Here is an 18,033-nt window from a genome sequence, read left to right as displayed (position 1 = left end):
CGTGCTGCTTATCACGGGGTAAGCGAAGGGCCAATCCTTTCCGGCCTGCTGCAAGCAGGCAGAGGGAAGACCGTGGGCCAGCCCGGAATCAAGAACGGCACCCGAAGGTGCCGTTCCCGCCGCCAGAAAGCTCAACCTTCGCGATTAGCGAAAGGAGCGAGCGGCGATGTTGCGAATTTCGTAGCGGGTGATGCCGATGTCGGACAGGGCCTGGTTGGACAGGTTGCCCAGTTCGTTCATCGTGCGGCGATAGCTCATCCAGTTCTTGGCAATGCGGATCGGGTTCATGGTCGTTTCCTCGGGTGAATCTCTTGCGCTGATCTCGTGGTTTCCTCCACCTCAGCGATTGAGCGTTTTATACGCCCGTAAAACAATATTGTGCAGTGCAAATTATGAGCGACTGCTATGCAATTGTGCATGGAGTGGCGAATTAAGTGGCAGAGACGCGGAGGTAGGCAATCGTCCGTCCGGACAGGCAACAAAAAAGGCCCCCGAAGGAGCCTTTTCTCATCATCTGGGATGGGGATCAGCCGGCGACGGCGTGCCGTGCAACGCGGCGAATATCTTCGCGGCCAATGCCGAGGTCCCGCAGTTCCCGGTCCGACATGCGTCCGAGTTCGGTGACGGTCTGACGGTACTTGCGCCAGTTGTTGAGCGAGCGTGCGATGTTCATGGTCTTGCCTCTTGTTTCGCGGCTTCCCATCGGGGTGCCGGCCTGAATCTGATAAATGTTATATATGTTGCGGTGCGAAAGACTTGAAGTGACGGAGTCGTATGACTCCTATGCGGCCGTTGCATAGGCCATGGATCGAGGGTCGGTGGAGTTGATCAAGAATTCGCCAGGCGATCGAGCGCCGGCCGGCTCGGAAGTCAGCCTCGGGATAATGTGGGTCGGCGGCTGCGGTGGAGTGAAGACAAAAAAATAACGCTCACCGGGGGAGGAGGATCCGGTGAGCGTCATTTTGACAGACTGACGACTGGGAGGAGGAGTGTCGTCAGTCAAATCGACGCTGCGCTGGGAGGAGGAGTGCGCAGGGTCGAAGGTCGTATCGGCGGAATGTCCGCCGCTTGAGCGGATCGAAGTCATTTCGTTCGCGCTCTGTTGAGACTGACAATAGCGGAAAAATCGATCTTGTGCAGTGCAATATCATCATGGAAGCCATGCGCAAAGTGCATGGTCGGGCCCGCGCCGTTGGTCCCAACTTGGTCGGCGGCCCGGATTGTATTTTGCCGGCGCTCGGCTCAAGAATGGCAGCCATAACCGGAAGGGCGCATTTGGCTTCGCCGAGCGGCCCCGTGGGGCGGAGGGTTACATGTATCGCGGACGATTGAAGCGGGATTTGGCGCTTTGGGTTGAGAAGCAACTGATCGGCCAGGACGTGGCCGACGCCTTGTTGCGCGACCTCGATTCGCGCCGATCGTCCTTCAGCATCAGCGGCGTTCTGATGATCCTGGCCGCCGTGCTGATCGCCGCTTCCATTCTCTTGCTGATCGCCGCCAACTGGCAGGAGATCCCGCGGCTGGTGAAGATCGGCGGGATCGTTGCGCTGATCTGGATCTTTTATGGCCTTGCGGCCATTTCCTTCGCCCGCGGTGCGGATCGCCTTGGCGGCGCCTTGCTGGTCTTGGGTGCGGCCTGCTTCGGCGGGGCGATTTCGCTGATCGGCCAGCTCTACCACCTGTCGGGTGACGCGTTCGACGCCATGCTGCTGTGGTTCGCCATGACCGTGCTCTCGGCAGCAGCGTTCCGGTCGGCCGCGCTGACGGTCATGGCCGGACTTCTGTCCTTTGCCGCCTTCGGCGCCTTTCTCGATCAGTTCGAGGGCGAATGGCACGCGCTCTATGGCTGGTGGCCGGTGCTTGCGAGCCTCGTCATCGGACTGTTGAGCGCCTGGACCGGCGCCGAGCGGGCCCGGCATTTCATCTATCTGCTGTTGCTCGGCTGGTGCGGCTGGCTCTACTCGCTCTGGCCGGAGGTGGGAACGGCGGTGGCCTTTGCCGCGGTCGGACTTGCAGCTTTCGTCGCCGTGACGTTGCCCATGTCGCCGGTTTCTCGGATGCTTGGCGGCCTGGGCGCGGGCCCGGCCTTCTATTCACTGGTGCTGGCCCTGCTCGGCCTCGGGCTGCTGCATCTTGAATGGACCGATGGCGCCGGTCTGGCCCTGCTGGGAATCGTCACCATCGCCGTCACTCTCCTGGCGCTTGCGCTCGACGGGCGCGACAACGGCGCCGTGCGCTATCTCGCCTATGCGGTTTTCGCCGGCGAGGTGCTCTACCTTTCCTTCGTCACGATCGATTCCATGCTCGGCACTTCGGCCTTCTTCCTGCTGGCAGGCCTGGTTGTCGCGGTTCTGGCTATGGTCGTGGTGCGGCTGGAAAGGCTGTTTGCCAAACGGATTTCGGAGGATCGGGCATGAGCGAGCAAGGGTCGAGACGATCAACACTGCGCTATCTGGCGATTGCCCTTGGCCTTTGCGTGCTGCAGACCGCCATTCTCGGCGCGATGATCGAGAGCCGGGCTGGAGTTCTGCGGTCCGGCGACGAGATCCTGCTCAAGACTGCGCCGGTCGATCCGCGCGATCTGCTGCGCGGCGATTATGTCGTTCTTGCCTATGACATCTCGACCATCCCGGTCGCCGTGATCACGGGCGAACGTCCGGTCGATGCCGGCTGGCAGACGATGCAGGTGCGGCTGCGGCCGGGAAGCGACGGCTATTGGACCGTCGCCGAGGCCGCCTTCGGCGCGCTTGCACCGCAGGACGGAAGCGTCATCCTCGAGACGCAGCGCTTCCGCTATTACGGCGCGGGCGAACTTGCGGCCAGCGCCGACGCAAGCCTCAGGGTCGACTACGGCATCGAGCGCTTCTATGTGCCGGAAGGCGAGGGCTACGATATCGAAACGGCGCGCAATGCTGGGGAAGTGGCGGTCGTCGCACGCGTCGGCAAGGGCGGGCAGAGCCAGATTCGCGAATTGCGCATGGGCGGCGTGGCGCTCTACGAGGAGCCGCTTTATTAGAGCAATTCCAGCAGAAGTGCGAAGCGGTTTTGCGTCCGGATTTGCGTGAAAAAAGAAGAGATAGAGCATCGAAGGCGCTCCGTCTTCGCGGGAGATGCTCTGGCACGGGGTGCTCGTTCCGGTGGGGAGGGGACTTTGACCGCGCGGGTCGGGGCCTTAATGCGCAATCGTCCACTCTGATGACGGCTCAGTTCGCTGCGCTGCCGTTCAGCAGGCCATCGATATGCTCGGCCAGTTCGCGAACCTCGTCCTCCGCGTCGATCGGCACGACGCCGACCACCGAACAGAGATCGGAGACATATCCATTGATGGTCTGCCGCACGCAGCTCAGATAGCGGTCCGGCTGCACGCCGGCGGCGATCATCTCCTCCTGCGTCACCGGGTCGCGCGGCGGAAGAAGCCGCGCATCGCCGATCTTCAGGCCGACCGTTGGCCCATAGCTGCGGAAATTACGCTTGTATTGGGAGGCGATGACCAGCGATCCAGGCTCGGGGCCGAGGCCGTTGCGGTGAAGCCGCTTGGCGGCAATCCAGATTTCGGCGAGGCGGCGGGAGATCGGGGTCGCCAGCGCCTCCTTCCACACGGATATGGGGTAGCGCCCGCTTAGTTGATCCTCCGCCATTTCCGTGAGTTGGCGAAGGCTTGGCCGGCTGCGGGCTGTCGAATCGATCTTGCCCGCCCGCACATGAAAGTATTTCTCCTGTAGTGCTGGATTATAGAACATCCATTTTCCGAGATGGACGTCGTAGAGCCGCCCATCGATGCGGCAGCGTTTCGTCCATGTATTGAGCGCTATGGTGGAATAGACGATGCAGGTCAGGGGAGATGCCATTGCCGAGCTTCGCGATGGGGACATTATGACGTTTTGATGACGAAAAGCGCATCTCACCGGGAATGTAAAGCAGCAATTTTGGATATACCTTCCGTGATGCCGCGGGAAACGTGCCCCTGGCCGCGATGACCACACGGTCGGGATCCTTGGGGTGTGCCGTTCCGATGGCCCTGCGCGGCGGGCTCCTTTCCTGCCGTCTTTCCTCGGGAAGCCGCCGCCAGAACCGTCATTTTTCCTTTGCGCGGGCAAAAACGGGTGATATAGAGACGCGCGCTCCGGAGGGGCATGCGCAACGGCTGCATGCATTTTCTTTGGACGCGGGTATGGTGAAATTGGTAGACACGCCAGATTTAGGTTCTGGTGCCGCAAGGCGTGGGAGTTCAAGTCTCTCTACCCGCACCAGATTTGCCGAGCGGGGCGGTGCGAGGCGGACCGGGGACGATCCCGCCACTCCTTTCACCGATTTGCCTGGCAGGAATGCTTGAAGACTGCGCCGCAGCCACGTCCGGGAACAGAAGATTCCGGCGTCGTGCTCAGGGAAACAACCGGCTGTCCGAGCACGGCCGCCACGACATGAAGGTAAGAACATGCAGGTTATCGAAACGCTCGCTGAAGGGCTGAAGCGCGAAATCAAGGTCGTCATCCCGGCCAAGGACATGGAAGCTCGCATGAACGAGCGCCTGGCCGAGACCAAGGACAAGGTCCGCATCAACGGCTTCCGTCCGGGCAAGGTTCCGGTCGGTCACCTGAAGAAGATGTACGGCAAGTCGATCATGGCCGAACTGGTCAACGAGATCATCCGCGACAAGCCGTCGGCGATCCTGTCGGAGCGCGGCGAAAAGTCGGCGACCCAGCCGGAAATCGCCATGACCGAGGACGAGGCCGAAGCCGACAAGATCCTGTCTGCCCAGGCAGACCTCGAATTCACCCTGTCCTACGAGATCATTCCGCCGATCGAGCTGAAGTCGGTCGACGGCATCAAGGTCACCCGCGAAGTGGTCGAGGTTTCGGATGCGGAAGTCGTCGAGCAGATCGAGAAGATTGCCGAAAATGCCCGCACCTTCGAAACCAAGAAGGGCAAGGCCGCCGAAGGCGACCGCGTGACCATGGATTACCTCGGCAAGGTCGACGGTGTCCCGTTTGACGGCGGCAAGGACGAAGATGCCGAACTGGTCATCGGTTCGAACCGCTTCATCCCCGGTTTCGAAGACCAGCTCGTCGGCCTGAAGGCTGGCGATGAAAAGGTCATCACCGTGACCTTCCCGGCCGACTATCCGGCCGCCAATCTCGCCGGCAAGGAAGCCACCTTCGACATCACCGTCAAGGAAGTGGCAGCGCCTGCCGCAATCGAACTCAACGACGAACTCGCCTCCAAGCTCGGCATCGAATCGCTCGACAAGCTGAAGGAAATCGTCCGCGGCCAGATCGAGAGCCAGTACGGCAACGTCACCCGCCAGAAGGTCAAGCGTCAGATCCTCGACCAGCTCGACGAACTCTACAAGTTCGACACGCCCTCCAAGCTCGTCGACGCCGAGTTCGAAAACATCTGGCGCCAGATCAACACCGATCTCGCGCAGTCGGGCAAGACCTTCGCCGATGAAGACACGACCGAGGAAGAAGCCCGCACGGAATACCGCACGCTCGCCGAGCGCCGCGTCCGCCTGGGTCTCGTTCTGTCGGAAATCGGTGAAAAGGGTGGCGTCGAAGTCACCGAGGACGAAATGCAGCGCGCGCTGTATGCCCAGCTGCAGCAGTTCCCGGGCCAGGAAAAGCAGATCCTCGACTTCTTCCGCAACACCCCCGGCGCTTCCGCCTCGCTGCGCGCGCCGATCTTCGAAGAAAAGGTCATCGACAAGCTGCTGGCCGAGATCGACGTGACCGACAAGAAGGTCTCCAAGGAAGAGCTGCTGGCCGACGACGAAGCCGAAGAAGGTGACAAGCCGGCCAAGAAGGCCGCCCCGAAGAAGAAGGCTGCCGCCAAGGCCGACGACGCCGCTGACGGCGAAGAAGCCGCAGCGCCGAAGAAGAAGGCCGCTCCGAAGAAGAAGGCCGCCGAAGGCGACGCCGAGTAAGCTTCGGATTGTTGAACGGACAAGTGGAAAGGCCGCCCGGTGGGGCGGCCTTTTTGCGTTGGGGGGGAATTCCGACCTACAATGTCCCGAGCCTCGAAAGAACAAGAGTTGACGATCCTTATGCGGGTAAATCAATTGTCGCCGACAACGCCGGTATGTTTGATCAGTGGCCTCTTTCTTCGTAATCGATGGCGGCTGACCTGATGCGTGGACGTGCAACATTGATGAAGGCATTCACACGCTCGGCCAGCCAAGAGAACGCCTCAGCCTTACCTTCGGACGTGTTCAGATCAGCAAATGATCTGCTCTCTGCGACGGTTTCCCGCCCGTTTCGCTCGATGACCTTCGCCGAGCCCCCCAGTTCGCCTTTGATCTCGTCCCACGCGTCCACGATGGTTTGCATTGCATACTCGCCCGCACTGCTACGGCTTGCCGAAAGGAAAATGCCAACCGAGTTCTTGGCCTTCTCTCGATACACTGTAAGCCATGAGCTTCCATTTGGCGCGGGCAGCATCACTGAAATGTAGCCCACCCGGCTCGGTCTCGGGAATGGTTGCTCGGGATCGTCTATCCGAAGATGTTGAAGGAACTCGCTCCAGAACTGGAGGCGTTCGGAACCGTTCGCTTCACGATCGGGATCGAGATCGTGTCGGTTTTCCAATGTAGCAAGGTCGCCGTCGACCACTCGATGCCCATCTGGTACGGAGATTACGGTTCTCTCGATCGAAATCGTTCTAGCTAGAACACGTGGGGTTAAGAGGAGACCACCGTCCGGCAGAGTAAAAATCGGGATCTCAACTAGCCCCATGGAGAAGTGGAGGCCGGCATGACGTTGGAGATACTCAGCTATGGCCTCGACCCCCTCGCGAATACCGTCACCGACAATCAGAAGCAGAATGCGCCCTCGACGGAGGTTGACACTGAGCGCGTCGTTGAAGGCTATCTCATCGATGGTCGGATCGACAGCGCGCACCAGATCTAGCATCGTGTTACCCGGTGTTCCTAGGCGGCGGCTGACCTCGCGCTGGAGATCTGAACATGTCCAACGACTCAGTTCCTTTGCGTAGTCGACAATCTGCCCAACTACCTCACGGCGGCCTTCTGGGTTCCTCCAAAGCTTGCACTCGACGAGGACCGGTAGGCCCGACGGGGTAACCAGGAAGTTGTCTATAGGGCCGGCGGGTGTCATCAACTCCCGGCAGATCGCCACTGGCTGTTTGAATGAGGGATCGATTTCTGCGATCGGGAGCGATCCCGGATAATTATGCACGAGGTCCTGAATCTGGGCCTCGCTGACACCGCCTTGGCTTGCTGTGAGGCTGAGTTGGCTCAGGACAGTCGTGGAGCCTTCTTTTAGAACTACGGGGGCGGCATGCTTTCGAGACAATGAATTCCTCCAGTACTTACCAGCACAGTAAGCTGGACCTGCTATGCCTGCGTGTACGCATGTTCGTCGAACATCACGAGGAGGGTGAATTAACCAGGGCGCGAGCGGCCGGGCGGTTCTTCGTTTTCCTCTTCGGATCTTTATATGAGATGCGTAGAAGTATCGTTTGAGACAAAACTAAACGGGATCGATCTATTTCCACCATGATTGTGAAGAACGGAGCGCTATTGCCCGGTCAGTAAGACCTTGCTGCCATCACTAAGTCAGAAGATGACGGAAGGGACAAGAGCGGCGCAGGTTTTGGGCGTTGGTTGCATCTGATGAGGGCCACCCCACAGCGCACGCCCCTGCAGTTCCCCCATCCGGTTCCACGCATCCAGGCCTGCAATCTTGTAGGCTTCCGCGAGCGTCGGATAGTTGAAGGTGTTTTCTACGAAATATTCGACCGTGCCCTTGAGGTTCAGCACGGCCTGGCCGATGTGGACGCGTTCGGTGGGCCTTCGCCGGCGATGGGGACGCCGAGCGGGCGGCGGGTCTTCAGCGAGAAGATCATCTTCAACAGGCCGCCCTGAGGCCCTTGCCCCCTCAGATCAGCCTCAGCCCCCTCAGGCTCGCATGGCCGTCGCGGCCGATGATGATGTGGTCGTGGACGGTGATGCCGAGCGGTTTGGCGGTGTCGACGATCATCTTCGTCATGTCGATGTCGGCGCGCGACGGGGTCGGATCGCCGGACGGATGGTTGTGCATCACCCATTTTAATCTACTATTATATTGAATATGCTATATATTAATACTTTTTGAGAGTAGGTGGGGACGTCGTTCGGGGTATGTAGGTCGTGCTCTAGTATGATCATCACGCTTGATCCTCTACCTGCACGTCGGTTCGAGCCAAAACACGGCAGTTCACTTTGTTCTTTTCGTCCCAGGCATCGAGCTCGCTCTCAGGATAGAGTACCGCTTTGCCAATCTTGACGAACGATGGACCAATCTTCATGGATCTCCAGTTCCGCAGGGTTCCGGGCGAAACTGTTCCGCGATAGCGCTGAGAAACCTCCTCGGGTGTAAGAAATCTGTTGTCTGCCATGATGGTCTCCTCGCGTTGGGTACCACGCGGTGACTGGGTGACTAGATGCGGCAGCGTTCTTCAGTCACGGTCAGCGAGCGTCTAGGCTGTTCGTTCATTTGCGGTCACGGATGAACATGCGCCCTCTTAAAAAGCGGAGAAAGCAGAAAACTACTATCGTAGGGTTGCCGGTTAGTCCCGGCTAAACATCGGTGGGTTTGCTGATCGGCGTCGATCTATGATTTGTCAGAGGAGGATGCTCTGAAACGAGCTTCCCATCTGGCCCCCAGTGTCGTGACAATCAATACATGCAGAAAGTGACGCCCGATAATTGACGCATCGCGTGAGTCCGCTTAAATTTGTTTGTGATCGCTTACTAACCAAAGAGGCGCCCCGTGCGCAAGTCAGCAAAACTCCGCAAGGCCGAGATCGTGGCCACCGTGCTCGATCTGACCGACCGGATCGGGCCGGACCGGGTGACGACAGGCGCCGTCGCGTCGCAGATCGGCGTCACGCAGGCGGCGCTGTTTCGGCATTTTCCGACCAAGGCGGCGCTGTGGCAGGCCGTGGCCGAGCATGTCGCCGAGCGGATGACAACGGCCTGGGACGAAGCTCTCAACCTCGGCAACGCGCCGGTTATCCGGTTGCGCGCACTGATTGCCGCGCAATTCGCGCAGATCGCTGCGACCCCCGCCCTGCCGATGCTGCTGTTCTCACGTGAACTGAACGTCACCAATGCGGAACTGCGCGCCACGTTTCACGGCAGGCTCACGGCCTTTCGTGGCCTGCTTGCGCGGGAGGTCGGCGCCGGGCAGCAGGCGGGCGTGCTTTGGGACGACGTCGCCGCAAACGATGTGGCGGTGCTGCTGACCGCACTCGTGCAGGGGTGGCAATCCGCTGGGCGCTCGGCGCGCGCGATTTCAACCTTCGCGAGGAGGGATTGCGGCTGTTCGACGTGCAATGCCGGCTTCTGGCTGTGCGAGGAGAATAGACGATGCGGCGCATCTCGTTGTTGGGCGTGGTGCTGGCGGCCGCCGTTGGGGTCGGCTTCCTGTTCTTCACGGAGCGCCCGCTGACGGTGACGGTCGTTCAGCCCGTACACGATGTGACCCTTCGCATCTACGGGCTCGGCACCGTCGAGGCGCGCATCCTCAGCCGTGTCGGCTTCGAGGTGGGCGCCGCGCTGACCCGGCTTTCCGCCGATGCTGGGGACAGCGTGACTAAAGGGCAGGAGCTTGCCGTACTTCATTCCACAGAGCAGGAAGCGCGCGTGGCGCGCGCCCGCGCGGCGGTGGCGGCGAACGAGGCCAATCTTGCCAAGGCCGGCGCGGCGGTGGTGCGCGCCCGCGCCGTGCTGGCCGAGCGCGAGGCGGCGAACCGGCGCCAGCAAGGGTTGGTGCAGCGGGATGTCGCCTCGGCGCAGCGCGCGGAGGAAACGCAGCGCGACGAGGACGTGGCCCGCGCCGATCTGGCGGTGGCCGAGGCGGATGTCGCAGTGATCCAGGCGCAAGGCGCGGATGCGGCGGCGGCCCTGCGGCAGGAGGAAGCCTTGCTCGCCCACCACCGGCTGGTCGCGCCCTTTGATGCACAGGTCGTGACCCGCCATGCCGAGGCGGGCACGGTGGTGAAGGCCGGCGATCCGATCTTCACCCTGATCGACCCGGCCACCATCTGGATCCAGGCTTATGTCGACGAGGAGCGCGCCGGCCAGCTTGCCATAGGCCAGCCGGGCACGATCCGGCTACGGTCCCAGCCTTCGGCCGAGTTCCACGGTTCCATCGCCCGCATCGGCATCGAAAGCGACCGGGTGAACGAGGAGCGCCGCGTCTGGCTGACCTGCTCCGACTGCCCCGCCGAGATGTTCCTCGGCGAACAGGCCGAGGTGCGCATCACCACCGGCAACAGGGACAGCGCGCTGATGGTTCCCGAAGTCGCCATCACCGGCTTCGACGGCCATCGCGGCATGGTCTGGACGGTGCAGGACGGCCGCCTTGCGCGGGTGGGGCTGACCTTCGGCGCCCGCGATGACCGCGGCCGGGTCGAGGTCACCGGCGGCCTGCCCGAAGGTGCCACCATCGTCGCCGGCCCGCCCAAAGGCGCGGCCGAGGGCCGGCGCGCCCGTACCAGCGAGGCGCCATGAACCTCGCGCTCAAGGACATCCGCCATGGCCTGTTCCGGTTCGTGCTGACCTGTTTCGGGCTGGGGCTGCTGATGACGGTCGTGCTGGCGATGATCGGTATCTATAACGGCCTCGTCTCGGACGCGCTGGCGGTGGTAAAGGCACCTGCCGCAGATGTCTGGGTGGTGGAGGCCGGCACCAAGGGACCGTTCGCGGAAGCCTCCAGCATCCCCGCCGACACGCGCGACGCGGTGGCGCGGATGCCCGGCGTGGCCGAGGCCGGCGCGGTCAACTATCAGAACCTCGAAGCGCCTCATGCCGGGCGCACGCTGCGACTCTATGTCGTCGGCTACGAGCCGGGCCGCCCCGGCGGGCCGCAGGCGATCGCCGAGGGGCGCGGCATCGGCGCCGGTCATTTCGAACTGGTGGCCGACCGCAAGACCGGCCTGCTGCCCGGCGAGACGATCCGGCTCGGGCGCAACCGCTTTACCGTGGTCGGGCTGGTCGAAGGGGCGATGAACTCGGGCGGGGATCCGGCGGTCTATGTGACGCTGGCCGACGCGATGGCGCTTCAGACTGAACTCGACCCCGCCGCCCAGCGGGTGCAGGCCGCGCGCGGGGCTGTCTCCGTCAAGTCCGCATCGGTCGCCGCCATAATTGCCCGCATGGCACCGGGCGCCGATGTCGATCTGCTGACCGCGACCGTGCGCCAATGGAAGCACCTCGCCGCCATGACCCAGGCCGAACAGGAGGAACTGCTGCTGGCCTCGGTCGTCGACAAGGCGCGCCGCCAGATCGGGCTGTTCCTCGGCATTCTGCTGTCCGTCAGCGCCGTGGTGATCGCCCTCATCATCTACACCATGACCATGGAAAAGCTGAAGCAGATCGCCACGCTGAAGCTGATCGGCGCGCCCGACCGCACCATCATCGGGCTGATCGTGCAGCAGGCGATGATCCTTGGCGCTTCGGGCTGGGGGATCGGGCTGCTGCTGATCCTGACGGTCAAGGACTATTTCCCCCGCCGCGTCGTGCTGGAGCCGTTCAACGCCATGGTCCTAGCCGGGATCATCGCCGCCGTCTGCCTCTTGTCCTCGGCGCTTGGCGTGCGGGCGGCGATGAAGGTCGATCCGGCCACCGCGCTGGGGGGCTGAGATGGCGCTTGGCGACACCCTGATCGAAGTCACAGGCGTGGCCAAGCATTTCGGCGAGGGCGAAACCCGCGTCGATGCCCTGCGCGCGGTCGATCTGACGGTGCGCGCCGGCGAGGTGATCGCCCTGCTGGGGCCATCGGGGTCGGGCAAGACGACGCTGCTCAACGTCATCGGCTGCATCCTTGCCCCCTCGGCGGGCCGCGTGGTGCTGGATGGCGAGCCGGTGTTCGACGGCAAATGGCTGCGGCGTGATCTGCGCCGGCTGCGGCTGGACAAGATCGGCTTCATCTTCCAGTCGCATAACCTGCTGCCCTTCCTGACCGCGCAGGAAAACGTCTCGGTGGTGCTGGACCTTGCCGGCTGGCCCCCTGACGAAGGCCGGGCACGGGCGCGTGAATTGCTGGATTATCTGGAGGTCGGCCATCGCGCGATGGTCAAGCCCGCGCTGCTGTCGGGGGGCGAGGCGCAGCGCGTGGCGATTGCCCGCGCGCTGGCCAACCGCCCCCGCATCATCCTTGCCGACGAGCCCACTGCCGCGCTGGACGGCGCGCGCGCCGGGCTGGTGATGGACCTCATGCGCCGACTGGCCGTCGAGCAGGAGGCCTGCATCGTCACCGTCACCCATGACGAAAAGATCTTCGACCGCTTCGACCGCCTGATCCACCTGCGCGACGGCCATCTGGTCAGCGCGTGACGGGCTTGCGGGGAGGCAGACATGACCACAAGACCCTGCACCCCGATCCTGCAACTTCACCCGTCCTTGAAAAGGCACAACCAAGATGCAACCGACATCCTATTCCAGACCCCAGATCATCCTGCATTGGGTCATTGCAACCCTCGTCTTTTTCCAGATCTTCATGCATGACGGCATCGTCGGGGCATGGGACGGGCGGATGGACGGCACGCTGCCGAACCAGCCGACGATCAATCCCCATGCCGTTGCCGGCGCGCTGATCCTGGTTCTCGTCCTGTGGCGGCTGGTGCTGCGCCGTCGGCGCGGCGTTCCGGGCCTGCCGGAAGGCGAGCACCCGGCCCTGAAGGCTCTGGCAACGGGCACGCATGCGGCCCTCAACCTCCTGCTGATCCTGATGGTGCTTTCCGGCGCGGCCGCCTGGATGACCGGCATCGAGGCAATCGGCGATGCCCATTCCATCGCGCGGTTGGTCCTGGTTCCGCTGGTCATCCTGCATATCCTCGCGGCGCTTTACCATCATTTCTGGCTCAAGACCGATGTGCTGCGGCGCATGCTTGGCCGGCCCTGAGGCGCGGTCCGTTCCGCGTATCGCACCCCATGACCCATGGCGGGCCGGGTCACACCCACCCGGCCGATCCCCAAACCCCGGAGGAAGACATGACGACAAGATCGCGCACCCTGACCATTACCGCCGCCGTGGCGACGGTCTTTGGCCTCCTGACCATCGTTTCGGGCGGCAGGGCGCTGTTCGGCGGCGTCGATATGGGTGCAGCGGTGCCCTTCGTTCTGTGGTTCAACTTCCTTGCCGGGTTCGCCTATGTTCTGGCTGGAATCGGCCTGTGGCGCGGCGCGGGCTGGGCACCGATGCTGTCGCTGGGCATCGCGCTGGCGACAGTGGCGGTCTTTACCGCCTTTCTGTGGCATGTGGTCTCGGGGGGCGCATGGGAGGCGCGCACCATGGGCGCGATGATCCTGCGCAGCAGCATCTGGATCACGATTGCCGCACTTGCCTTTCGCGGCCGCCGCACCCACTGATCAAGGCATAAACCCAAGCCAGCCAGCGACTGCGGCCCCATGCCGCAGTCGTGCCAGCCAGGACCCTGACATGACCAAATCCTCTTCCATCGACCTGTCCATGGCCCTTTCGCTGGCCACCGTGCTGGGCCTCGCAATGGCGGCTGCCGGGCGGTGGCTGCCGGGCGAGGCATGGGCACCCATCGAGCTTCCGGGTCTGGTGCTTGCCTATCTGGCTGGTGGCCTGCCGACCGGCTGGCGCGCGCTTTCGACCCTGTGGCGCGAGCGGGTGCTGGACATCGACCTGCTGATGATCGCCGCCGCCATTGCCGCCGCAATCGTCGGTGCCCCGTTCGAGGGCGCGGTGCTGCTGACGCTGTTCAGCATCTCGACCACGCTGGAGGAGCGCGCGCTTGGCCGGGCGCGCCGCGCCATCGAGGCGCTGATGGCGCTGCGCCCCGAGACCGCCTTGCGCAAGACCGCCAACGGCACCGTCGAGGAGGTGCCCGCCGAGGTGCTGGCCGTCGGCGATGTGGTGGTGCTGCGCCCCGGTGCGCGGGTGCCCAGCGATGGCGTGGTCGTCACCGGGCGCGGTGGCATCGACGAGGCCAATATCACCGGCGAATCCATGCCCGTGTCGAAAGAGGCCGGCGCGCAAGTGTTCGAGGCCACGATCAATCTGGATGGCGTGCTGGATGTCGAGGTCACGCGTAGCGTCAGCGACAGCACCATCGCCCGCATGATCCGGCTGGTGACCGAGGCGCAGGCCGCCCGCGCCCCGTCCGAGCGGTTCAGCGAATGGTTCGGGCAACGCTACACGGTCGCCGTCATGGCGGGCGCGATGCTCGCCTTCGCCGCCTTCTATTTCCTGGGACACGACTGGGAACAGGCGCTTTACCGGGCTGCGACATTGCTGGTCGCGGCCAGCCCCTGCGCCATCGTCATCTCGGTTCCCGCCGCCATCCTGTCGGCGCTGTCGGCGGCGGCGCGGGGCGGTGTTCTGTTCAAGGGCGGCGGCGCGCTGGAGACGCTGGCCGAGGTCGATATCTTCGCCTTCGACAAGACCGGCACCCTGACCACCGGCCGCGCTGCGGTGACGCGGCTGGTCGCGCTGGACGGCGATCAGGCCGGCTTCCTGTCGCTGCTTTCCGGGCTGGAGGCGCATTCCGAACACCACATCGCCGCCGCCATCCACCGCGAGGCCCTGGCCCGCGACTTGCAGCCGGTCGCGGTGACGGATGTGAACGCAAGGCCCGGCATCGGCATCGAAGGCCGCGATGCCTCTGGCCCGGTCTGGGCCGGCAACCCCTATCTTGCGCAGGCGATGGGCGCCCCGCTGGATCACCCCGCCCTGCAATCCTTGGCCGAAGGCGCGGACACCGTGGTATATCTGGGCCGTGGCGCGCAGGTGCTGGGCGCGGTCACCGTCGCCGATGCGCCGCGCGGCAGTTCGGCCCCGGCGCTGGCGGCTTTACGCAAGGGGGGCGTGCGCCGCATCGTGATGATGACCGGCGACCGCCGCCCGGTCGCACTGCGCATCGGCACGCAGCTTGGCCTTGCCCCCGACGAGATCCACGCCGAAATGCTGCCCGAGGACAAGGTTCGCGCGGTCGGTGCGCTGACCGACAGCGGCAAGGTCGCCTTTGTCGGCGACGGGGTGAACGACGCCGCGGCGCTGGCCCGCGCCGATATCGGCATCGCCATGGGCGCGGCGGGGTCCGAGGTGGCGCTTCAGGCCGCCGATGTGGCGCTGCTCTCCGAGGATATGGAGCGGCTGGCCGATGCGCAGCGCCTGTCGCGCCGAACCTCAAGGGTGATCCGGCAGAACCTGACCTTTGCCATCGGCGCCATGGTGGTTCTGGTCATCGGCGGGCTGTTCTTCGACCTGCCCTTGCCGCTGGTGGTGATCGGCCATGAAGGCGGCACGGTGCTGGTGGTGCTGAACGGGCTGCGGCTGCTGTCGGACCCGATCCGCCGGCCCAAGGCACCGGCGGGCGGACAGGCATTGCCGGGCGCGGCGCTGCCGGCCTGACCGGCGGGGCATTAGTCCCGAAAGGCGCGCAGATGGGGGAAATCGCCCCTTTGCAGATACGCCTCCTCCTCGGGCGTCGAGTTGCGGCCAAGGGTGGCGTTGCGATGCGGGTGGCGGCCAAAGCTGGCGATGACGCGGCGCACCTTGCCGGCCTGATCGACCAGCGAGGCATAGAGCGGGCGCAAGGCCGACGGCCCGCGGGCGGCAATGTCGCGCCGCAGGGCAATCAGCCGGTCGATCCGGGCCAGATGGTCCGGCCCCTCGGCATGGCCCAGAGGCTGGGTGAAGGCGATCTGGAACCACGGCAGGCCAAGTGCCGCCCAGTCTCCGTTTTCCAGCCCCGCCAGCGCCTGCGCCAGTGCTGCCGGGTCTTGCGCATATGCAAGCGCGCTGCCCCGCCACAGCGAGCGCGGGAACTGGTCCAGCACCACGATCAGCGCCAGCCTGCCCCCGGGCGTTGCCGCCCAATGATCCAGCGCCCCCGCCGCGCCGCGTTCGGTCAGCGGGCCGAACCGCGCCGCAATCTCACCGTCCGCGCCGCCATGCATCCGCCAGCGCCACAGCTTGGCATGGCGGTCGGGGTCGATGTCCAGCGCGCGGCCCTCGGGGAACCAGAAATCCAGAACCTCGCGGATGTCCCGAACATCATTGCTATCGGTCATGTCATCCCCCATGAAAACGCCCCCGCGCCATGGACACGGGAGCGGAATTGTCGATGAGGCACAAGCGCCTAGGCGGTCGCGGGCACCGCTGCCTGCGCAGGCCGGCGTCCGCCGGGACCGCGCGGGACGCGCAGCAGGCGCATGGCGTTGGCGATCACCACCAGTACCGAAAGCTGATGGATCAGCATGCCCTCGGCCATATGCACATCGCCGTTGAACACGCCCGCCAGCAGCCCGGCCACAGTCAGCAGCGCGATGGCCAAGTTCTGGCGCATATTGCGCAGCGTCGCGCGGGAAATCGCCATGGCCTCGGGCAGTTTCTCCAGATCGTCGGCCATCAGCGCAATGTCGGCGGTCTCGATCGCCACGTCCGAGCCCACGGCCCCCATGGCGATGCTGGTGTCGGCGGCAGCCAGCGCCGGGGCGTCGTTGATGCCGTCGCCGATCATGGCGACATGGCGGCCCTCGGCCTGAAAGTGGCGGATCAACTCCAGCTTGTCCTCGGGCAGCAGCCCGGCATGAACCTCGTCGATGCCGATTTCGGCGGCGATGGCGTGGGCGGCCTGCGGCTGGTCGCCGGTCAGCATGGCGATGCGCCCCACCCCGATATCGCGCAGCCGGGCGATGGCGCTTTGGGCCGAAAGCCGGGGCTGGTCGGACAGCCCGAAGATGCCCGCGATGCGCCCGTCCAGCGCCACGATGATCGGCGTGCGCCCGCGGCCCAGAACCCCGGCCAGCGCGGCCTCGGCCTCGGCGTCGAAACCGATGCCCAGCCGGTCGAACAGCCGCCGGTTGCCGGCCGCGACCTGCCGCCCGTCGTGGTGGACCACCAGACCCATGCCAGCCACTTCCTCGACCGTCTCGGGCGCGGGAATCTCGCCCTCGGCACGGCCGGCCTCGATAATCGGGCGGCCCAGCGGGTGGTCCGAGCCGGATTCGGCGATCGCCGTCCAGTGCAGCAATTCGGCACGATCGATGCCGCCAAGAGGCACGATCTCGACCAGGCTGGGGCGGCCCTCGGTCAGGGTGCCGGTCTTGTCCAGCGCCAGCATGTCGATGCGGCCGGCGCTTTCCAGATGCTGCCCGCCCTTGATGAGGATGCCCGAGCGCGCCGCCCGCCCGATGCCGGCGACGATGGAGACCGGCGTCGAGATCACCAGGGCGCCCGGACAGGCCACCACCAGAAGGGTCAGCGCGAGGCGAATATCCTGCGTCACCGCCCAGGCACCCAGCGCCAGCACCATGATGCCGGGCGTATACCATTGGGCGAAACGCTCGATCATGCGCTGGCTGGGGGCGCGTTCCTCCTGCGCCTCTTCGACGCGGCGGATGATCCGGGCCAGCGTGGTATCGGCGCCGATGCCGGTGGCGCGGATGCGCAGCACGCCATTTTCCGCGATGGTGCCGGCATGGACGTGGGAGCCGGGGGCTTTCTCGGCCGGGATCGGCTCGCCGGTGATGGCGGCCTCGGACACGGCGGCGTTACCGTCGATCACCTCGCCATCGACGGGGATGCGGTTTCCGGCGCGCACGAGCACGACCTCATTCGGCTGGACGGCACTGGCGGCAATCTCGACCGGCTGGCCGTCGCGGATCACGGTGGCGACCTCGGGCGCGGCCTTCAGCAGATCGGCCAGCGCGCCACGGGTCTGGCGCAGGGTGCGGGCTTCAAGCCAGGCGCCGAAGCTGAACAGGAAAGTAACGGCGGCCGATTCCCAATATTCGCCGATGAACAGCGCGCCAATAGCCGCAACGGTCACCAGCAACTCGATCGAGAAATGGCGAATTCGCAGCGCGTGGAACGCCCGCCAGGCGATGTCAGAGCCGGCGATAAAGGCCGCCGCCAGCATAGATGCCGCCCAGAGCCCGCGCAGGCCGAACCCGTAAAGGGCGATCAGGCCCAGCACGATCAGGCTGCCGCTGATGATGGTCAGCCACTTCCTGCGGCTGGCCGACTGGTGAAGAATTGTCAGGATAGGGGTCAACATGCG

At 64.4% G+C, this 18,033-nt stretch carries 18 protein-coding genes, 1 tRNA gene and 1 pseudogene; 11 read left to right on the top strand and 9 right to left on the bottom strand.

Annotation, left to right across the window (positions count from 1 at the left end):
- Positions 1 to 144 precede the first annotated feature (144 nt).
- Both RHIZ70P_RS10030 and RHIZ70P_RS10025 read right to left on the bottom strand, forming a co-directional pair.
- Complete coding sequence (locus RHIZ70P_RS10030) at positions 145 to 288, bottom strand: DUF1127 domain-containing protein (protein ID WP_115670166.1); 144 nt, start codon at positions 286 to 288, stop codon at positions 145 to 147.
- Between the two features lie 238 nt (positions 289 to 526).
- Positions 527 to 673, bottom strand: a complete 147-nt coding sequence (locus RHIZ70P_RS10025) for a DUF1127 domain-containing protein (protein WP_115670237.1) — start codon at positions 671 to 673, stop codon at positions 527 to 529.
- Positions 674 to 1,313: 640 nt separating this feature from the next.
- Between RHIZ70P_RS10025 and RHIZ70P_RS10020 the strand changes: the two genes are divergently transcribed.
- Entirely contained in the window at positions 1,314 to 2,417 is a 1,104-nt protein-coding gene (locus RHIZ70P_RS10020; protein ID WP_115670165.1) for a DUF2157 domain-containing protein, read from the top strand.
- Complete coding sequence (locus RHIZ70P_RS10015) at positions 2,414 to 3,016, top strand: GDYXXLXY domain-containing protein (RefSeq protein WP_115670164.1); 603 nt, start codon at positions 2,414 to 2,416, stop codon at positions 3,014 to 3,016. Before RHIZ70P_RS10020 ends, RHIZ70P_RS10015 begins: the two co-directional genes overlap by 4 nt.
- A 187-nt stretch (positions 3,017 to 3,203) precedes the next feature.
- On the opposite strand, the gene RHIZ70P_RS10010 is transcribed toward RHIZ70P_RS10015, so the two are convergent.
- Positions 3,204 to 3,848, bottom strand: a complete 645-nt coding sequence (locus RHIZ70P_RS10010; protein WP_115670163.1) for a hypothetical protein — start codon at positions 3,846 to 3,848, stop codon at positions 3,204 to 3,206.
- Positions 3,849 to 4,165: 317 nt separating this feature from the next.
- Between RHIZ70P_RS10010 and RHIZ70P_RS10005 the strand changes: the two genes are divergently transcribed.
- Together RHIZ70P_RS10005 and tig are read left to right on the top strand one after the other, a co-directional pair.
- Positions 4,166 to 4,250: transfer RNA gene (locus tag RHIZ70P_RS10005), tRNA-Leu, on the top strand.
- Positions 4,251 to 4,435: 185 nt separating this feature from the next.
- Positions 4,436 to 5,920 (top strand): trigger factor, encoded by a 1,485-nt coding sequence (gene tig / locus RHIZ70P_RS10000; RefSeq protein WP_115670162.1) that lies wholly within the window; start codon positions 4,436 to 4,438, stop codon positions 5,918 to 5,920.
- A gap of 163 nt (positions 5,921 to 6,083) precedes the next feature.
- Here the strand turns inward: tig and RHIZ70P_RS09995 are convergent, their stop codons facing one another.
- The 4 genes and pseudogenes from RHIZ70P_RS09995 to RHIZ70P_RS09980 form a co-directional block, all read right to left on the bottom strand.
- On the bottom strand, positions 6,084 to 7,307 hold the full coding sequence (locus RHIZ70P_RS09995) for a hypothetical protein (RefSeq protein WP_235842198.1): 1,224 nt from the start codon (positions 7,305 to 7,307) through the stop codon (positions 6,084 to 6,086).
- Positions 7,308 to 7,570: 263 nt separating this feature from the next.
- Positions 7,571 to 7,884 (bottom strand): annotated as a pseudogene (locus tag RHIZ70P_RS09990) (hypothetical protein); the annotation flags it as partial.
- Positions 7,885 to 7,892: 8 nt separating this feature from the next.
- Entirely contained in the window at positions 7,893 to 8,084 is a 192-nt protein-coding gene (locus RHIZ70P_RS09985) for a JAB domain-containing protein (RefSeq protein ID WP_419178285.1), read from the bottom strand.
- A 76-nt stretch (positions 8,085 to 8,160) separates the two neighbouring features.
- Positions 8,161 to 8,391, bottom strand: coding sequence for a helix-turn-helix transcriptional regulator (locus tag RHIZ70P_RS09980; RefSeq protein ID WP_038145517.1), 231 nt, complete (start codon positions 8,389 to 8,391; stop codon positions 8,161 to 8,163).
- A gap of 374 nt (positions 8,392 to 8,765) precedes the next feature.
- Between RHIZ70P_RS09980 and RHIZ70P_RS09975 the strand changes: the two genes are divergently transcribed.
- The 7 genes from RHIZ70P_RS09975 to RHIZ70P_RS09945 all read left to right on the top strand — a co-directional run bounded on the left by RHIZ70P_RS09975 (position 8,766) and on the right by RHIZ70P_RS09945 (position 15,380).
- Positions 8,766 to 9,446, top strand: coding sequence for a TetR/AcrR family transcriptional regulator (locus tag RHIZ70P_RS09975; protein ID WP_210209736.1), 681 nt, complete (start codon positions 8,766 to 8,768; stop codon positions 9,444 to 9,446).
- Positions 9,365 to 10,510, top strand: a complete 1,146-nt coding sequence (locus tag RHIZ70P_RS09970; RefSeq protein ID WP_038145515.1) for an efflux RND transporter periplasmic adaptor subunit — start codon at positions 9,365 to 9,367, stop codon at positions 10,508 to 10,510. Before RHIZ70P_RS09975 ends, RHIZ70P_RS09970 begins: the two co-directional genes overlap by 82 nt.
- Positions 10,507 to 11,640: an ABC transporter permease gene (locus RHIZ70P_RS09965; RefSeq protein ID WP_038145513.1), complete on the top strand. Its 1,134-nt coding sequence runs from the start codon at positions 10,507 to 10,509 to the stop codon at positions 11,638 to 11,640. Before RHIZ70P_RS09970 ends, RHIZ70P_RS09965 begins: the two co-directional genes overlap by 4 nt.
- A 1-nt stretch (position 11,641) precedes the next feature.
- The gene (locus RHIZ70P_RS09960; RefSeq protein ID WP_038145510.1) at positions 11,642 to 12,334 is read left to right on the top strand and encodes an ABC transporter ATP-binding protein; all 693 of its coding nucleotides are present in this window, start codon (positions 11,642 to 11,644) and stop codon (positions 12,332 to 12,334) included.
- A gap of 85 nt (positions 12,335 to 12,419) precedes the next feature.
- Positions 12,420 to 12,902 (top strand): cytochrome b, encoded by a 483-nt coding sequence (locus RHIZ70P_RS09955; protein ID WP_038145508.1) that lies wholly within the window; start codon positions 12,420 to 12,422, stop codon positions 12,900 to 12,902.
- Positions 12,903 to 12,991: 89 nt separating this feature from the next.
- A complete protein-coding gene (locus RHIZ70P_RS09950; protein ID WP_038145505.1) occupies positions 12,992 to 13,369 on the top strand; it encodes a hypothetical protein in 378 nt (125 codons plus the stop codon).
- Positions 13,370 to 13,439: 70 nt separating this feature from the next.
- Complete coding sequence (locus RHIZ70P_RS09945) at positions 13,440 to 15,380, top strand: heavy metal translocating P-type ATPase (protein ID WP_038145504.1); 1,941 nt, start codon at positions 13,440 to 13,442, stop codon at positions 15,378 to 15,380.
- A gap of 11 nt (positions 15,381 to 15,391) precedes the next feature.
- Here RHIZ70P_RS09945 and RHIZ70P_RS09940 read toward each other — a convergent pair whose 3' ends face one another.
- Together RHIZ70P_RS09940 and RHIZ70P_RS09935 are read right to left on the bottom strand one after the other, a co-directional pair.
- Positions 15,392 to 16,042, bottom strand: a complete 651-nt coding sequence (locus RHIZ70P_RS09940) for a DUF924 family protein (RefSeq protein ID WP_038145502.1) — start codon at positions 16,040 to 16,042, stop codon at positions 15,392 to 15,394.
- Positions 16,043 to 16,110: 68 nt separating this feature from the next.
- Positions 16,111 to 18,030 carry a heavy metal translocating P-type ATPase gene (locus tag RHIZ70P_RS09935; protein ID WP_038145501.1) on the bottom strand — a complete coding sequence of 640 codons (1,920 nt, stop codon included), beginning with the start codon at positions 18,028 to 18,030 and terminating at the stop codon, positions 16,111 to 16,113.
- Positions 18,031 to 18,033 lie beyond the last annotated feature (3 nt).

It is taken from the genome of Paenirhizobium selenitireducens ATCC BAA-1503, assembly GCF_900492185.1.
Taxonomy (GTDB): domain Bacteria; phylum Pseudomonadota; class Alphaproteobacteria; order Rhizobiales; family Rhizobiaceae; genus Allorhizobium; species Allorhizobium selenitireducens_A.
This window is presented reverse-complemented; position numbering and strand designations above follow the sequence as displayed.

What these genes read in the sequence shown, in the direction of transcription:
- RHIZ70P_RS09965 (WP_038145513.1), top strand. Translation starts at nt 10,507, where the DNA reads ATGAACCTCGCGCTCAAGGACATCCGCCATGGCCTGTTCCGGTTCGTG.
- RHIZ70P_RS09940 (WP_038145502.1), bottom strand. Translation starts at nt 16,042, where the DNA reads ATGACCGATAGCAATGATGTTCGGGACATCCGCGAGGTTCTGGATTTC.
- RHIZ70P_RS09945 (WP_038145504.1), top strand. Translation starts at nt 13,440, where the DNA reads ATGACCAAATCCTCTTCCATCGACCTGTCCATGGCCCTTTCGCTGGCC.
- RHIZ70P_RS09955 (WP_038145508.1), top strand. Translation starts at nt 12,420, where the DNA reads ATGCAACCGACATCCTATTCCAGACCCCAGATCATCCTGCATTGGGTC.
- RHIZ70P_RS09970 (WP_038145515.1), top strand. Translation starts at nt 9,365, where the DNA reads ATGCGGCGCATCTCGTTGTTGGGCGTGGTGCTGGCGGCCGCCGTTGGG.
- RHIZ70P_RS09950 (WP_038145505.1), top strand. Translation starts at nt 12,992, where the DNA reads ATGACGACAAGATCGCGCACCCTGACCATTACCGCCGCCGTGGCGACG.
- RHIZ70P_RS09980 (WP_038145517.1), bottom strand. Translation starts at nt 8,391, where the DNA reads ATGGCAGACAACAGATTTCTTACACCCGAGGAGGTTTCTCAGCGCTAT.
- RHIZ70P_RS10030 (WP_115670166.1), bottom strand. Translation starts at nt 288, where the DNA reads ATGAACCCGATCCGCATTGCCAAGAACTGGATGAGCTATCGCCGCACG.
- RHIZ70P_RS10015 (WP_115670164.1), top strand. Translation starts at nt 2,414, where the DNA reads ATGAGCGAGCAAGGGTCGAGACGATCAACACTGCGCTATCTGGCGATT.
- RHIZ70P_RS10020 (WP_115670165.1), top strand. Translation starts at nt 1,314, where the DNA reads ATGTATCGCGGACGATTGAAGCGGGATTTGGCGCTTTGGGTTGAGAAG.
- RHIZ70P_RS10010 (WP_115670163.1), bottom strand. Translation starts at nt 3,848, where the DNA reads ATGGCATCTCCCCTGACCTGCATCGTCTATTCCACCATAGCGCTCAAT.
- tig (WP_115670162.1), top strand. Translation starts at nt 4,436, where the DNA reads ATGCAGGTTATCGAAACGCTCGCTGAAGGGCTGAAGCGCGAAATCAAG.
- RHIZ70P_RS09960 (WP_038145510.1), top strand. Translation starts at nt 11,642, where the DNA reads ATGGCGCTTGGCGACACCCTGATCGAAGTCACAGGCGTGGCCAAGCAT.
- RHIZ70P_RS10025 (WP_115670237.1), bottom strand. Translation starts at nt 673, where the DNA reads ATGAACATCGCACGCTCGCTCAACAACTGGCGCAAGTACCGTCAGACC.
- RHIZ70P_RS09935 (WP_038145501.1), bottom strand. Translation starts at nt 18,030, where the DNA reads ATGTTGACCCCTATCCTGACAATTCTTCACCAGTCGGCCAGCCGCAGG.